A 15,947-nucleotide genomic window follows, 5' to 3' on the forward strand; every position below is an offset into this window, starting at 1 on the left:
TTTTAATCGTGTTTTTATTGATAAGTAAATTTCAATTTTAGATGAAAATAAAAAGTACTGCTCTTTATAAAAAAGGGCACCAAACAAATAGACTTCCTGTAATAAAAAAGTATGGTGAATATATAACAAGGTGATATAAATCATTGTTCCTATGACGATATATAGAAAAGATAATCGTTCCTTCTTTCTGTAAATGATGTTATGTTAAAAGTAACGATTCAGTCTTTCTTATAATAAGAGTTTTTAGAAAATCAATATTTTGCGTAATTTGACGAGGTGTTAATGAAATGAAATCGTACACACAATTTGAAAGAAGAAAATACATACTAGATGAATTAGAAAAGTATAACCGAGTAATGGTAAATGATTTAGCGAAGGTATTAAATGTTACAACGGAAACGATACGAAGAGATTTAGATATGATGCATAAGGAAGGGACCCTTACTAAAATACATGGTGGTGCACTTAAGAAAAAAGATCAAACACTAGAATTTCATTTTGATAAGCGACGATCTGAGAATATTGAAGAGAAACGAAAAATTGCAATGGAAGCGAGTAAGCTCGTAGAAGATAATGATATAATCGCTATTGAAATTGGGACAACAACTATGCAAATTTTAGATTACATACACGATAAAAAGAATTTGACGATTTTAACAAACTCGATACCAGCTGTTAATAAAATTATTGAGCTGAAAGAACAGTATGATTCCTTTGATTGCAGGTTAATAGTCATTGGAGGAATATTGAATACAAATTCATTAGCATTGTCTGGAGAAATGACGTTAAACTATCTTGACCATTTCACTGTTAATAAGTTATTTGCTTCTTGTGATGGAATTTCTTTAGAAAAAGAACTAACATGTTCGTATATTGAAGATGCACAAATATATAAGCAGTTAAAGAATAATGCAAAACAAGTTGTAATGATGGCAGATGAGTCAAAGTTTAATTTAACAAAGTTTTATAAAAGCGGGAATTTTAGTGATATAGATGCATTATATACAAACGCTAAGCTCGATGAGGCGTGGCAAAATGTATTAGCAAGTAATGGGGTAGAAGTAATAATAGTATAGAATAACCAAAAGAAGAAGACTATTTCTTAGCAAATTGAGAAGTAGTCTTCTTCTTTCTGTTTGTTTATATGTTGTTTTATTTTGTTAATTTGTTGTTTTTACAATTAGTTAACAAATTAACAACATTGTGTTAATAATATACTCGTACAATATGAATTAGGAGGTGGCAAGAATGCAAATAAAACTATCAAAAGCTGTGTTCTTTTTAATACCAGTTGGAATACCTCTAATATTGTTTTGGATTATTCCGAATTTCATTAGTTTAGGTATTAGTTTTACTGATTGGGATTTTATGACGAATGATTTTAACTTTGTTGGTTTAGAAAACTATTTCAATTTATTTACACAAGATTCTTTTATGCAAGCATTGCTAAATACGTTTTATTTCGGAATTGGAACAGTGATTCCAACGATTGCATTAGGTTTAGGATTCGCATTATTCTTCCGAAAAAAATTCAAAGGTTCCGCATTGTACCAATTAATGATTTTTTCACCTTGGGTAACGCCAACAATAGCTGTATCTATTGTGTGGTCACTTTTATATGAACCTCAATTTGGAGTTATTAATAAAGTTCTAAACTTTTTCGGGGTACCAGGTTTGGACTGGCTTCAGAGTAGTCAAACAGCGATGTTAGCAGTCATTATTGTGACAGTTTGGAAATTAGTTGGTTGGACGATGATCTTCTATGTCGGCGCATTAGAAAAAGTTCCAGATAGTTTATATGAAGCAGCTAGTATTGATGGAGCAAATTCATGGCAGAAATTTCGATATGTAACACTGCCAATGGTTTCATCAACAACTTTCTTCTTAGTTGTTGTCAATACAATTTCTTCAGTGCAGGCTTACGATCAAATAAAAATTTTAACACAAGGTGGACCTAGTGGTTCGACGCGTACGTTACTTTATTTATTCTTCCAACAAGGCTTTGAACAATTTGATATGGGATCTGCAACAGCAATCGCATTTATCATACTTATCATTACAATTCTACTATCTGTTATAAACAAAATAATAGGTGACAAGTGGGTGAACTATTAAGGTGAATAATATGAAAAAAGGTCCATTAATCGTAAAGCATCTCTTTCTAGCGTTATCAAGTATACTATTTGTTTTTCCATTCATATGGATGGTACTTGGTTCGTTTAAAACATCTAGTGAAGTATTACAAGGAGGTTTTTGGCCTAAGGAATTTCACTGGGAAAATTATCGGCAAGTATTAGATATACTTCCATTTAGCACATATTTATTTAATAGCTTCTATACTTCTTTCATCATTACTATATATGTACTTGTTTCGTCAGCGCTTTTTGCTTATATGTTGGCATTTTATAAGTTTAAAGGCAAGAATATTACGTTTAGTGTTGTGATGGCAACCTATATGATCCCTGGAGCTGTTTCGTATGTTCCTGTATATGTAATGTTAGGGAAGTTTGGTTTACTTGATTCACATTTTGGATATATGATTTCTATGGCTGTTAGCGTATTCGGTATTTTCTATTTAAAACAAACGTTCCACAAAGTTGGTTTTGAAATAGTAGAAGCAGCCAAAATTGATGGAGCAAGTGATTGGCGTATTCTTTGGAAGATTATTTTCCCGATGACACGATCATCATTTGTAACATTAGGATTGGTCACATTTATTGGTAACTATAATAATTACATTTGGCCAGCTCTTATTTTGAAAGATAATACGCAAAAGTTAATCACGAATGGAATTGCTGATTATTTCATTAATAGTTCTTTAGGACGAGATTGGTCACACATTATGGTTGCAAGTACAATCGCAACAGTGCCACTCTTACTCGTATTTTTAATTCTACAAAAATGGTTCTTATCCGGTGTTACTGATTCAGGAATAAAGGGGTAAGTAAATAGTAAAGGAGATACGTGGGATGAAAAAACTATTCATGCTTCTAACAGTTTTAACATTGTTTGTTAGTGCACTTGCGGGTTGTTCAGGTGGAAAAGGAAGTACGGTTAAAGCAAGTAAAGAAGGCGAGAAGGTTGTTGTTCCATTCATAAATGGAGTGGGGGGTTCTCTTGCAGACCGTGTAGACACAATCGTGGAAGAATACAATAAAAGTCAGGACAAATATGTAGTGAAAACGACGAAAGCAGGTAACTACGATGAGTCTTATCAAAAGCTGCAAAGTGGATTTGCAGCGAATAACCAAGAAGCAATCGCATTACTAGGCTCAGACGTCATTCAAGAATATGTTAAAAAACAGTTAATCGTACCTTTAGATGAATCTGTTAAAAATGATACTGATTTTAAAAAGGAAGATTACGGAAAAGGTTTTATGGAGCAAGCAACAATTGACGGAAAGTTATATGGAATTCCGTTTTACGGTACAACGCAAATCTTTTATTACAATAAAAAAGCATTAGCGAAAAATGGCTTTACAAAAGAGGATTTAAAGACGTGGGAAGGTGTAGAAAAAGTAGCAAAAACAGTCGCAAAGCGTGGTGAAAATGGAAATGTTTCATATGCTGGCTGGATGCCAATGTGGGGGACGTCAAACTTAATTGATGCGGTCCGCAGTGCTGGCGGCAATGTATTAAGTGAAGATGGTAAAAAAGTGTTAATTAACGATGATACTTGGGTTACGGTATGGGAGAAATTCCGGACATGGCTTCATGAAGATAAAATTATGAAAATACATTCAGGCGGTACTGGATGGGAGTATTGGGATAAAACAGTAATTGATTTAGTTGAAGGTAGAACGCTAGGATTTACAGGATCATCTGGTGACCAAGCATTTGTTTTTAAATCATTAGGTAAAGGAATGAATGAAGAAGAACGCCTAAACACATTTGAAGCTTTACCACAACCAGCTTGGGGTAATAATAAACCAGCGCCAAAATTAGAAACATATTTATTCACATTAACGAGAAATATTGACCCAGAAGTAGCAAAGGGTGCATATGACTTTATGAAATTTGCGACCAGCACTGAAAAAACGGCTGAATGGTCAATGGCAACAGGCTATATTCCTGTTCGTAACAACGTAACAGAGTACGGTCCATATGCTGAATTTGTTAAAAAACAACCACAAGCACTAGTTCCATTAGAACAAGCTAACAATAATGGAGTGGGACCATTTGTAGATCCAACGGGCGGGAAAATCAATGACGCTTTAAATGTAGCGAAAGATAAAGTAGAGATTGAAGGAGTTCCAGCAAAGAAAGCATTAGATGAAGCAGCTAAAGTTGCGCAGGAAGAATTAGATAAAGTTTTGAAAAAGAAGAAGTAAACCTGTTTGTAGTACGAACGTGAGGTGCTTTTTAACGAAGGAAGTGCTTCTAAAATTCCTTCATTAAAACTTAAAAAGGTGTGAGAACTATGATCGAAATAACAAGTACGATAACACTTTCTCCATTCGTAAAAAATAAACACTGTTTCCGAATGGATGAAACTGATATTACAAACTTTACATTAACTATTAATCAAGGGGATAGCCGAAAGATTCCGCTTTTACTAATTTTGAGAGATCCTAACGGTTATGTACGTATACAATATCAAACTCCAATTGTAAATGAAAAACTAGTCGTTTCGAAAGATTCAAAGTTTTGCTCGGCTGGTTGTATTGGAGGAGCAATACAGTCAGGTAATTGGGAATTAGAAGTCGTATATATCCCTCATTGTGCAAAGAAAGTAGTGAAATTTTCTGGGGGAAAAGTTGACTATACAATAAATATTGAAGTGAATGATCAGTTGGAACGAAAGTATAATAGAGAGCATTTTTGTAAGGGAAATGTTTTTATCGATGAAGACCGTTTTAATAAGGTAGTAAATGAAGAACATCGTTGGTATAAAGGGGATTTTCATGAACATACAGATTTAACAGATGGCGAGATAGATGATGAACTTGGAATGAGAGTATGTGAAAAACAAGAATTAGATTTTTTATATGCGACGGAGCACAATATTGTTATGCCATCTTATGAAAAAGGAAACACATTGATTATACCATCCATGGAACTTACAACTCCTTTCGGTCATTACAACATATTTGGTATAAGAGAATTCATTGATTTTACAGAGTATGTAGATGAATCATTTAGTGCTGAAAAAATGAATACACTATTTTCACTCATGAAAGAAAAAGGTTATTTATTGAGTGTGAATCATCCGTTTATGAAGCCTTGGGCGAACCAAGTTAATATTAACTTAGAAAATGTTCATACGATGGAAATTATGTGTGATCCAACTTATAAAAAAAGTAAATCATCTACTTTAGAAGCGTTACGTTGTTTCGATCAAATGTGGTCAAATGGTCTTAAAATCTGGGGAATAGGAGGAAGTGATTCTCATTTACATCCATCTAAAACATTCCCAGGATCAAAAGACCCATCAATTTACGGTGATCCAGGAACATATGTATTATGTAACGGTTTATCTATTAATAACTTAAAGTTTGCGATCAAAAACGGAAGAATTTATTTCTCTCGATTTAGAAAACTAGCTATAGATATTCAAAACGAAGGTGAAACGATTTATGTCGGCGATGAGGTTAAAGGAAATATTATTTATAACGTTCAAACAGATAAACCGTGTGAGTGGAGATTACTTATAAAGGGACGAACGATTGAAAAAGAATACGGCAGCGATGTAACCTTTGCATTCTCTTTAAGTGAAGGGGAATACGCTAGAGTTGAGGGATGGGAAGAGGACGAATTAGTAGCATTTATTAATCCTATTCATAATAAAGTTCAGAATAAAAATATGAAAACATGGAATGAAGTTATAGGGGGAATAAAAGGTGAATAAAGCGATTATTTTTGATAAGGATGGAACATTGATACAGTTAGATTCAGTTTGGTACAAAATTGTGCATCGTGTATTAGATGATATATTCCAAACGTATCCAAATGAAAAAAATAAACGAGATGACTACTTAACGATTATTGGTATGAATGATAACGATTTTGAGAGTACGAGTTTACTAGCTTGTCGCACAAATTACTTTATTGCGGCTGCATGGTATTCGTTGTTAGAAAATCAATATGTGGATAAAGAAGATTTTATTCAAAAAGTATGTCTTTTATTCAAAAAGCATTCTACTGCAGATGATCTTGTATTTACAGAAGTGGAAGGTGCAAAGGAAACGTTACGATATTTAAAAGACAATGAATATATTATTGGAGTTGTTACGGCAGACGATGTTGATGCAGCTATTCATTCTCTAAAAATGACAGAGTTATATGATTATGTAGATTTTTTAGGTGCAGATGATGGTGTGAATAGAACAAAACCTGAAAGTGATTTTTATCATATGTTTAAAGAAAAATTTTCACTAACTGAAGAAGATGTGCTTATGGTAGGTGATACATTAACAGACGTTACATTTGCAAGAAATAGTAACATTAAAGTAGTCGGCGTCTTATCGGGTGCGAGCAGGAAGGGAGATTTAGAAGGGAAAGCGGATTATATTTTAGACAGTATGAAGGATATTTCAAAGATTTTATAATTCATGTCATCATAATTTTTAGCAATATCTATAAATATAGCTCAAATTCTAGGAGGATATTATGGCTCAACTATCATTCAAAAACATTTACAAAAAATATGATCATGATGTGACTATCGTAAAAGATTTTAACCTAGAAGTAAATGATGGAGAATTTATCGTTTTGGTTGGTCCTTCAGGGTGTGGGAAATCTACAACGTTACGTATGATTGCAGGACTTGAGGAAATTTCAGAGGGTGACTTTTATATTGACGGAAAGCGTGTAAATGATATTACACCGAAAGATAGAGATATTGCAATGGTATTTCAAAACTATGCGCTTTATCCGCATATGAGTGTTTATGAAAATATGGCATTTGGATTAAAGCTACGAAAATATAGTAAAGAAGAAATTGATAAACGTGTACAACACGCAGCAAAAATTCTTGGGCTTGAGCAGTATTTAAGCCGAAAGCCAAAAGCACTTTCAGGTGGACAGCGTCAGCGAGTTGCCTTAGGCCGAGCGATTGTTCGAAATGCAAAAGTATTTTTAATGGACGAGCCTTTATCAAATTTAGATGCGAAGTTACGTGTGCAAATGCGTGCTGAAATTACAAAATTACACAAAAAGCTGCAAACAACAACTGTGTATGTTACACACGATCAAATAGAAGCTATGACGATGGCAACGCGTCTAGTTGTGCTAAAAGATGGTATTGTACAACAAGTCGGTACACCGAAAGAAGTGTATGATAATCCAGAGAATGTATTTGTCGGCGGATTCATTGGTTCTCCTGGAATGAATTTTTTCAAAGGAGTATTAACAGATAATGCAGTTATGATTGATAAGTGGAAAATTGAAGTGCCAGAAGAGAAGATGAAAGGCTTGCGAAATAACGGATATACGAATAAAGAAATCATAATAGGAATACGTCCAGAAGACTTTTATTATGGAAAAGAAATCGAGACTTTACCATATAACGCAAAAGTAACGGTATCTATTGATGTAGCAGAATTAATGGGGGCAGAAACATATCTATATTCTAACATTAATGAACAATCTTTTGTTGCACGTGTGGACACATCTTTAGATGTGCAAAGTCAATCTAATATAGATTTAGTTTTGAATATGGATAAAGTTCATTATTTCGACACTAAAACTGAGAAGCGAATTATTTCATAGATAATAATTAATATGATTATACCCTTATAATTTCTTCAACTACTACAAAGAAATGAATAGTAAAAAGCCGATTATCCTTTAGATTACAGGAAATCGGCTTTTTTATATAAAAAATCGCTTAGCGTACGAAAATCGCTTTTTGTTGGCAGTGCCCTGTCACAATCAAGTTGAGAAAATTCTTAATTTGATGGATGTGTGATGCTACTCCTATGTTAAGGTTCGAGTCATTTGAAACAGCAACTTTTATATTGAGTAGTGTTAAAGCGACGTATATGATAAAAAAAATGTATCGCTTGTGAAAAAATTGTATCACCTTTGAATGAGCTAATACGACAAGAATTCGTGTCAGGCCTAATTAGGGAATGCAGTACAAATCATTATATAGTATACAAGCATTCCCTTTCTTTAAATACGATATGTTTTTAATATAATTAAAAGAAAATTTTTGTGTTCTTTAATATGATGTGACATAATACCAGTTTTTTTCTATTTTTGTGATCTCTTTATATTCATTATTAAAGTCGTATTTGTTTGGTCTTGTATCATTTGGTGTGTAAATAAATCCTGAAAAATTATCTAATATACCACGATAAGTAAAAAAGAAAACAGAAATATCATTTTTATTTTGTTGAATAATTACATCCCCACCGTTTTTGGAAGTGGATGCAAACTGTTTAGGTAAATGAATTTGTCTACTATCATAATGAACATTAGGAGTTAACTCTTTATGTTCTATAAGTGCTATAACTTTTTCACGGTCTTCTTTATAGATAATAAAATCTAAATTTATATAAATCTCATTAAATGGTATACATATCCAAGTAATTACTATGATTAGTTGAATAATTAACGGTTTCCAATTTTTGTATTTAATGAGATGTATGATTGTGAAAATTAATATTAAGAAAAACAATCCATGAACTATTATTGAAAGAAATGGCATAACAAATGGGGTAAGGAATTCAACTAAATACCATTTGAAAAAATGATAAAGTATAAGAGCGATACCGCTTATTAATGTAATTTTGGTTAAATTCTTATTCAAATTTTGAATCTCCTTTCTATACTAAAAACTATGTGATTTTAGTATGAATATAAAATATGTTTTTTCATAAATTTCCCTTAGTTTCATTTTATTAACTTTGTGTGATTAATATTTTGAATATATCATAGATTTGAAATTAAATAAACGGACATTAAATTTTTACATTTTATATAGAATAAAAGTTAAATAAAAGTGAGGGAAGTTTTCAAAATAGACTAGTTTTTTATTTGAAATGTAATTTGATTAGTTTCATGAAATAGATCCAGTTCCGGTAAAATCAGTTGCAACAAGTGAACATTACGAGACTAAGAGGATCATATCAAAGTCGGTGACACCGACTTATGGGACAGTTCACTTCTGATTGTGGAAACGGGGCAGTACAGAAGTGAAAAAATTCTGTGTTTCTTTTTAATTAATATATTTATTGAGAAAACTTCGAAATTTCCGGCGCAAATGCTCCTTCTTTCCTATAATAGAAGCTATACTGGACGTAAGCAATTTGTAAGGGATGAGTAAGAAAAAAGAGATTTTTATATTATAAAATATTTATTATACCTACATATAACACCTACTACTAATAATGTGTTATAATACGAATTAGCAACAAAAAGGAAAGGAATTAGAAAAAATGAACTTACAAAATACTAAAAATTTAAAAAAACAAGTTGCTCCTTTTGAAAAATCAACGGCAAAAAAAAGTATTTGGCAAATCATCAATACGGTAGTGCCATTTATTATCTTATGGTACCTTGCTTATAAAAGTTTGTCCGTTTCTTATTGGTTAACATTAGTTCCATCACTGTTAGCCGCTGGATTTATGACACGGATTTTCATTATTTTTCATGATTGTACCCATCATTCTTTTTTTAAAAGTCGCCGTGTAAATAGAATAGTAGGGACGTGTATGGGTGTTTTAACTTTATTCCCGTTTGATCAATGGGGGCATGAGCATTCCGTTCATCATGCTACAAGTGGTAATTTGGATAAGCGAGGTACAGGAGATATTTGGACGCTTACAGTGAATGAATATTTAGCAGCACCATTTAGACTCCGTTTAGCGTATCGTTTATATCGCAATCCGTTGGTTATGTTTGGATTAGGTCCGATTTATGTTTTCCTTCTTAAAAATAGATTTAACAGAAAAGGTGCTAGAAAGAAAGAACGCATGAACACTTATTTGACGAATGTTTTAATTGTTGCTTTAATAGGGGTACTTTGCTGGGCAATCGGATGGCAATCGTTTCTATTAGTACATGGTACGATATTCTTAATAGCAGGTTCAGTAGGTATTTGGCTGTTTTACGTACAGCACACATTTGAAGATTCTTATTTTGAAGAAGATAAAGAGTGGGAATATGTGAAAGCGGCAGTGGAAGGAAGTTCATTTTATAAACTTCCAAAAATCCTGCAATTTTTAACTGGTAATATTGGATTTCATCATGTTCACCATTTGAGTCCGAGAGTACCTAACTATAAATTAGAAGAAGCACACAATAATACGCTTCCTTTAAAAAATGTACCAACGATTACTCTTGCTACAAGCTTGCGTTCAATTCGTTTCCGTCTTTGGGATGAGCAAAGTAACAATTTTGTTACCTTTAAAGACGTCAAAAATTTAATTAAAAACAATGTTTCTGTTCGAGTTAAATCTGAATTATAACTTCATCATATTTAACTGACTCCCCTTAATCATTTTTGATTTAAGGGGAGTTTTTGTTTAAATAGTAGATGTCCGATATGGAGAAAATTTAAATGAAAATGATGATTTTGCACCTGAGCGGTTTGTTATAAATAAATGAAAAAGAATCAAGTTTACTTATTCTTGAGATTTTTTCGTTGCAATTTACTTTTTGTTTGTTGTTCTTTCTAGATCTGAAATGGGTAAGTCTGTGCCATATAGGTCTTGTGTAATATCTTTATTGTTGTCGAGGGATTGTTTCTCTTGAGATGACGTTTCTAGCATTTGTTCTTGGGCTTTACTAGGGGTATTCAGAGCATCCGATGGGATGTGATTAATCGGTTGGTCTAATAGATTTTCTTTGTCCATGTTATGTAGCTCCTTTTTTATTATGATAAAAATAATGTAAGTATAAATGATCACTTAAATATTTTGTGTTTTTGAATGATATTATATACAAAGCTTATTTTGCAAAGTTAACTAAATGAAAAATGAATAATTATTAAGATGCACAAAATCAAAATTCTTAATAAAAACTAAAAAGAGCACCACACACAAGCGCTCTTTAACATAATATCTAGCCCAGTACCTTTTTCTGTTCGGTATTGGATACAGTGTACTGATAAACGACACCTAAAATATCAAGATGGTCTTTTCGTCCATTTTTCGGTGAATTATGGATATAAATTTATCTTAGGTCGATAGTGATGTGCTGGCACCCCTATTTGATAGAATAATTATGTCGTTGTATGATCGGGAAAATGATCATTTCTAAACTGCCTGGGGGTTAAACCAGTGTATTTTTTAAAGATTTTTATAAGATAACTTTGATCGTTGAAATTCAGCCACATGCTGATGTCTAAAATCGAATAATTAGTTAAAAGTAATAGTTTTTTTGCTTCGTCAACTCGTTGCCGTTGGATGTATTCACTTAGTGGTGTACCAACCTCTTTTTTAAAAAGTGAGGATAAGTAATTTGGGCTTAAATGACACAATTGTGCAAGGTGATCAAGTTTGATGTCGTCGTAAAGATGGTCATAAATATAATGTTGACAAGCTGTAATTGTTGCAGAATATTTTTCTACATTTAATTGGTGCACACGATTGGTAAAGTCCATTATGGCTTCTTCCATTAATTTTAAAATTCCTTTTAAGCTTCTTAATTCCTCGAGTTGTTGAATATAGAAATCACTTAAGGTAAAGGCTGTTTCATTATTTAAACCACCTTCAATAGCCGCTCTGCAAACAAGAGCAATTCCAGTTATCATTAAATTTTTTTCACTTCTTAGGCGATTTCGTTTCGATAATAACCCTAATTCCGCCTCACCGACAATAGAGTAATCGAAGATATCCTTTATTTTATTTATTTGTCCTTTTTTTACATAATCAAGCAAAACTCTTTCATACGAAAGGTTGGAATGGAAAATGAAATTCCTTCTTCCTTTTGAAAGCTCAAGATCCGGATGCTCTAATTTAATCATATCAAGGGTCAGCGCTTTATTGTTTTGGGTAACCATCGTTTTATCAAGCTTTTTATGATAGATCAAATAATAAACTAATAGACTAATCGTTAAGAATTGTTGATTATCAATAATGGGGATGGAACGATAGTATTCAATGAGTTTCCTTTTATTCAGGTTTCCTTTAAAAGCATCAAGGATCTTGCTAATATTTTCATCACATATTTCTGACTCAAGGGTAGGGCCTAAAATAATGGTACCTAAAAATCGGTTCGCTTTTTTTAGATTGACAAAGAAAAAGCTCAAATTTGAATTTGAAAAGAAGATAGGAAAATCCTTTGAATTCTCTTCGTAAGTATAGACACTGATTTGCTCTTTAAACTGGTTGTAATATGAATGCCCCTGTAAGTCTCTACTTGAAAATTCGTATTCAATCTCACCAAATTGATTGACATAATAAACAGGTATTTGATGAGCTTCATAAATAAGCTCACATATATATTGTAAATCTAGTATAACTATCTCCATCTTTTGTAAACTCCGTTCATTTTTAGAATTAGCTAAATTTTTATAATGCTTAAATAAATACTATTATTCGTAAGATAATACAATATATCTTTTTATACAAGCAATAAAATGATTGATGTAAGGAATTATTAACAGGGGGGATTAAACATGGAATTATCAAATAAAATAGCTGTTATAACTGGTGCGGGAAGTGGAATCGGAAGAGCAAGCAGTTTGAAACTTGCTAGTAACGGTGCAACAGTTGTATTGGTCGATTTCAATCAGGAAACAGGAGAAGAAACGTTAAAACTTGTGAAAGAACAAGGGGGAGAAGGCATCTTCGTCCAGGCCGATGTCTCGAAAACTGAAGATGTGCAAAACTATGTAAAGAAAGCAGTCGAAACATATGGACGTATCGACATATTTTTCAACAATGCAGGTGTTATCCAAAAGTTCGCATCTTTCACTTCAATAGAAGAATCCGAATTTGACCGCATTATGTCTATCAATGTAAAAGGGGTCTTTCTTGGAATGAAATATGTGTTAAAAGTGATGGAGGAGCAAGGAAGTGGCTCAATTATTAATACAGCTTCTACTGCAGGGGTTCGTCCTGAACATAGTGTAGCTGCATATTCTGCAAGCAAACATGCGGTTGTAGGCTTAACTAAGGGTGCTGCATTAGAATATACGAAAAAAGGAATTCGTATTAATGCACTTTGTCCTGGCGGTGTGAAAACAGCATTAACGACAAGTGTGGAAGCTCAATTTGCAAAAGGTGGATACGTTCCAGAAGAGATTTCCAATATGAGAATGGGTCGTTATGCTGATCCGAAAGAACTCGCTGAAATGGTTGCTTACTTAGCGACAGACAAGGCAAGCTATATGTCCGGTTCAATTGTTCTTGTAGATGGCGGGCTAACTTTATAGTCAATAAAAGCATCGAGTAGGGTTTTTCCCATTTTATAATTAGGGGCAGTTATGACTGTCCCTAATTTATTTTTTTAAACCTGACTCAATCATTCATGTGTGCTGTTTGTGTTATGTAATGATTTTTCAGCAAGCCTGTCGATGCAGCTGACTCCCTATATGTAATTTTGTAAGCAATAATATCGCCGGTATTGTATCGTTAAAATAAAGTTAGAATTCTAATATGCAGCCTGCGAGATGTTTACAATTAATTGTACAACGATTATGAGAAGTTAATTGGTTCAATATACGAGTATACATTTTGACAAGAATTTCCCAAAATGTAATTTAATATCTTGCAAAATTATTATTGTGATACAATTAAAAGTGAAGATCATAGTGAAAATATTATATATTTAATATATTGAAACAAAACAGTGAATATAAGGGGAGTTACAAATTTATGAACAGCACTAAAATTACTATAGCTGGACTTGTAATATTTACAACTCTAGCAATACCGACGTCATCTTTTGCAGAACACGAAAAACAAAAGCAAGATGCAATTCAAAATCAAGTTAAAGAGTATAGTGATAATCAATCTGCTGTGATTATTTCTCCAAAAGAACAATCAAAGACACAAACAAATAACAATGCAGTTAATTCCACGAGCAAAGGTTCCGATAGTCAAAATCATGATAATAATGCTCTCGACAAAGAGATAAAAAATAATATAGAGAGTCCTCATAACAATAGTAATAATACGCAAGTAAAGGTAGAGGATAAGATAGAGGAAAATAGCACGGATACAATTAAAGATAATGATAAAATTATACATGATGAAACACAGCAAGAAATCCTACAAAATTCAAAACTTGAAAGTGCTCAACAACATATTGATAATAATGAAACACCTGAAGTAAATGAGGAAAGTAAAGAAAATGATATAAAAATAAATAATACGTATCGAAACATAACACCACCCAATTTTACTGATGTACCAAACTGGGCAAAAGACGCAGTTAACTATTTAGTAGGTAGAGGTGTGATAAACGGTTATCCAGACGGAAGATTCGCACCGTATGATACACTTACACGTGCCCAAGCAGCAACGATAATAGCAAAGTCGTTAGGATTGCATATAGATCCATCAGCAAAACCTTCTTTTGATGATTCGCAAAATAATTGGGCTACACCTTATATTGCAGCAGTTGAAAAAGCTGGTGTAATTGTTGGTGACGGCAAAGGTAAATACAACCCGGATGGAGAAATCACTCGAGCTTCAATGGCAAGTATTTTAGTGAAAGCGTATAACTTGGGTAAAGATATGAATAATTCTAATTTCCCAACTGCTTTTCCTGATTTAAAGGAGCATTGGGGAGAAGAATACGCTAATATACTAGTTGCCTACGGTATTTCTAACGGGATTGATGATTCGAGTTGGTTACCTAATAAATCAGTTACACGAGCTGAAGGAGCGCAATTTGTTGCAAATGTAGAAAGAAATACTGGAATAAAGGTAAAAAAAGAATATATAAATAGAGAATTCTATACTTATAATGCACCATCATTGTCATCTGGGATTACGGGTTCATACGGACCACAAATAATGAATATTTATGAAGAAAAAGGAAATTGGATTAAAGTGGCTACACACCTTGGTCTTCGTTGGATGCCTAGAAATGAAATTACTAGTACAATAGATAGAAATTTTGTTACATTTGACCAGCCTTCTCGTAGTGCGAGCGCTTTAGGTACATGGGGGCCTCAACCAGTAACTGTAGTAGAAGAACGTGGTAGCTGGATACGAATCAAAACGTATTTAGGTTTGCAATGGGTAGATAAAAAGCCGGAAAATCAGTACATTTCAAAAGTATTTTTTGCATACGATGAACCAAATTATTCTTCCCGTGTTTCATTTAAATACGCACCACAGAATGTGGTAGTTGAACAAGAAATGCACAATGGGTGGAGCAGAGTCCAAACAGGAAATGGGTTGAAATGGGTGAATATCAATAATATTAATGCTCAAAAAGTTGTTTTAGATGTACCAGCCCATCGCCAACTTCCTGAGTTATACAACGGATGTGAAGTAGTTTCATTGCAAATGTTGATAGAATACAATAATGGTATTGCTTTAAATAAAGTAAATTTCGCATACGAAATGCCTTTTGACCGCACACCTATACAAAGAGATAAAAATAAAAAAATCATAGTATGGGGTGACCCTGATGTCGGATTTGTAGGAAATGTAACTGGCAAGGGCGCACCTGGATTTGCCATTAACCCAGGACCATTAAAAACATTGCTAGACAGGTATGCCCGTGGAACTAACTTAACAGGACAAAGTTTTTCTGTACTTGAAAATTACGTTAGAAATGGGAAACCGGTAGTAGCATGGATTACTGAAGACCTTACATATCCTGAATCTCCTACTGTTTGGAAAACTCCAAAAGGGAAAACAATATATGTAAGAATGAATACCCATGCAGTTACTATAACAGGCGTGGATGCAAATAGCGTTTACTATAACGATCCAATTACAGGCCAAAAAAATGCACGCGCTGATAAAGAATGGTTTACTAATATATATAATCAAATGGGAAATAAAGCATTAAGTATCGATTAGATTTCGATTTAA

Annotated in this window: 13 protein-coding genes; 10 read left to right on the top strand and 3 right to left on the bottom strand. The window is 33.0% G+C overall.

The window, feature by feature from the left end; translation table 11 throughout:
* The first annotated feature begins 287 nt into the window (after window positions 1-287).
* The 7 genes from Q3V31_RS16140 (at window position 288) to Q3V31_RS16170 (ending at window position 7,710) form a co-directional block, all read left to right on the top strand.
* Window positions 288-1,076, top strand: a complete 789-nt coding sequence (locus tag Q3V31_RS16140; protein ID WP_000844591.1) for a DeoR/GlpR family DNA-binding transcription regulator — start codon at window positions 288-290, stop codon at window positions 1,074-1,076.
* A 172-nt stretch (window positions 1,077-1,248) separates the two neighbouring features.
* Window positions 1,249-2,115, top strand: coding sequence for a carbohydrate ABC transporter permease (locus Q3V31_RS16145; RefSeq protein ID WP_090813599.1), 867 nt, complete (start codon window positions 1,249-1,251; stop codon window positions 2,113-2,115).
* A gap of 10 nt (window positions 2,116-2,125) precedes the next feature.
* Window positions 2,126-2,944: a carbohydrate ABC transporter permease gene (locus Q3V31_RS16150; protein WP_000715652.1), complete on the top strand. Its 819-nt coding sequence runs from the start codon at window positions 2,126-2,128 to the stop codon at window positions 2,942-2,944.
* 25 nt (window positions 2,945-2,969) lie between these two features.
* Window positions 2,970-4,331, top strand: a complete 1,362-nt coding sequence (locus tag Q3V31_RS16155) for an extracellular solute-binding protein (protein ID WP_090813598.1) — start codon at window positions 2,970-2,972, stop codon at window positions 4,329-4,331.
* 89 nt (window positions 4,332-4,420) lie between these two features.
* A complete protein-coding gene (locus tag Q3V31_RS16160; protein WP_000570213.1) occupies window positions 4,421-5,848 on the top strand; it encodes a CehA/McbA family metallohydrolase in 1,428 nt (475 codons plus the stop codon).
* Window positions 5,841-6,548, top strand: coding sequence for an HAD family hydrolase (locus tag Q3V31_RS16165; protein WP_001030209.1), 708 nt, complete (start codon window positions 5,841-5,843; stop codon window positions 6,546-6,548). Before Q3V31_RS16160 ends, Q3V31_RS16165 begins: the two co-directional genes overlap by 8 nt.
* 61 nt (window positions 6,549-6,609) lie before the next feature.
* Window positions 6,610-7,710, top strand: a complete 1,101-nt coding sequence (locus Q3V31_RS16170; protein ID WP_090813597.1) for an ABC transporter ATP-binding protein — start codon at window positions 6,610-6,612, stop codon at window positions 7,708-7,710.
* A 454-nt stretch (window positions 7,711-8,164) separates the two neighbouring features.
* Here Q3V31_RS16170 and Q3V31_RS16175 read toward each other — a convergent pair whose 3' ends face one another.
* Window positions 8,165-8,755 carry a hypothetical protein gene (locus Q3V31_RS16175; protein ID WP_090813596.1) on the bottom strand — a complete coding sequence of 197 codons (591 nt, stop codon included), beginning with the start codon at window positions 8,753-8,755 and terminating at the stop codon, window positions 8,165-8,167.
* A 628-nt stretch (window positions 8,756-9,383) separates the two neighbouring features.
* Here Q3V31_RS16175 and desA point away from each other — a divergent pair.
* Window positions 9,384-10,415 (top strand): Delta(5) desaturase DesA, encoded by a 1,032-nt coding sequence (desA, locus tag Q3V31_RS16180; protein ID WP_001053256.1) that lies wholly within the window; start codon window positions 9,384-9,386, stop codon window positions 10,413-10,415.
* A 183-nt stretch (window positions 10,416-10,598) separates the two neighbouring features.
* On the opposite strand, the gene Q3V31_RS16185 is transcribed toward desA, so the two are convergent.
* Both Q3V31_RS16185 and Q3V31_RS16190 read right to left on the bottom strand, forming a co-directional pair.
* Window positions 10,599-10,802 (bottom strand): hypothetical protein, encoded by a 204-nt coding sequence (locus Q3V31_RS16185; RefSeq protein WP_329765621.1) that lies wholly within the window; start codon window positions 10,800-10,802, stop codon window positions 10,599-10,601.
* 368 nt (window positions 10,803-11,170) lie between these two features.
* The gene (locus Q3V31_RS16190) at window positions 11,171-12,421 is read right to left on the bottom strand and encodes a helix-turn-helix domain-containing protein (protein ID WP_329765622.1); all 1,251 of its coding nucleotides are present in this window, start codon (window positions 12,419-12,421) and stop codon (window positions 11,171-11,173) included.
* 147 nt (window positions 12,422-12,568) lie between these two features.
* Here Q3V31_RS16190 and Q3V31_RS16195 point away from each other — a divergent pair, with 147 nt between their 5' ends.
* Window positions 12,569-13,327 carry an SDR family NAD(P)-dependent oxidoreductase gene (locus tag Q3V31_RS16195; RefSeq protein ID WP_090813595.1) on the top strand — a complete coding sequence of 253 codons (759 nt, stop codon included), beginning with the start codon at window positions 12,569-12,571 and terminating at the stop codon, window positions 13,325-13,327.
* A gap of 442 nt (window positions 13,328-13,769) precedes the next feature.
* Complete coding sequence (locus Q3V31_RS16200; RefSeq protein ID WP_329765623.1) at window positions 13,770-15,935, top strand: S-layer homology domain-containing protein; 2,166 nt, start codon at window positions 13,770-13,772, stop codon at window positions 15,933-15,935.
* Window positions 15,936-15,947: the final 12 nt, after the last annotated feature.

It is taken from the genome of Bacillus nitratireducens (assembly GCF_036320425.1).
Taxonomy (GTDB): domain Bacteria; phylum Bacillota; class Bacilli; order Bacillales; family Bacillaceae_G; genus Bacillus_A; species Bacillus_A nitratireducens.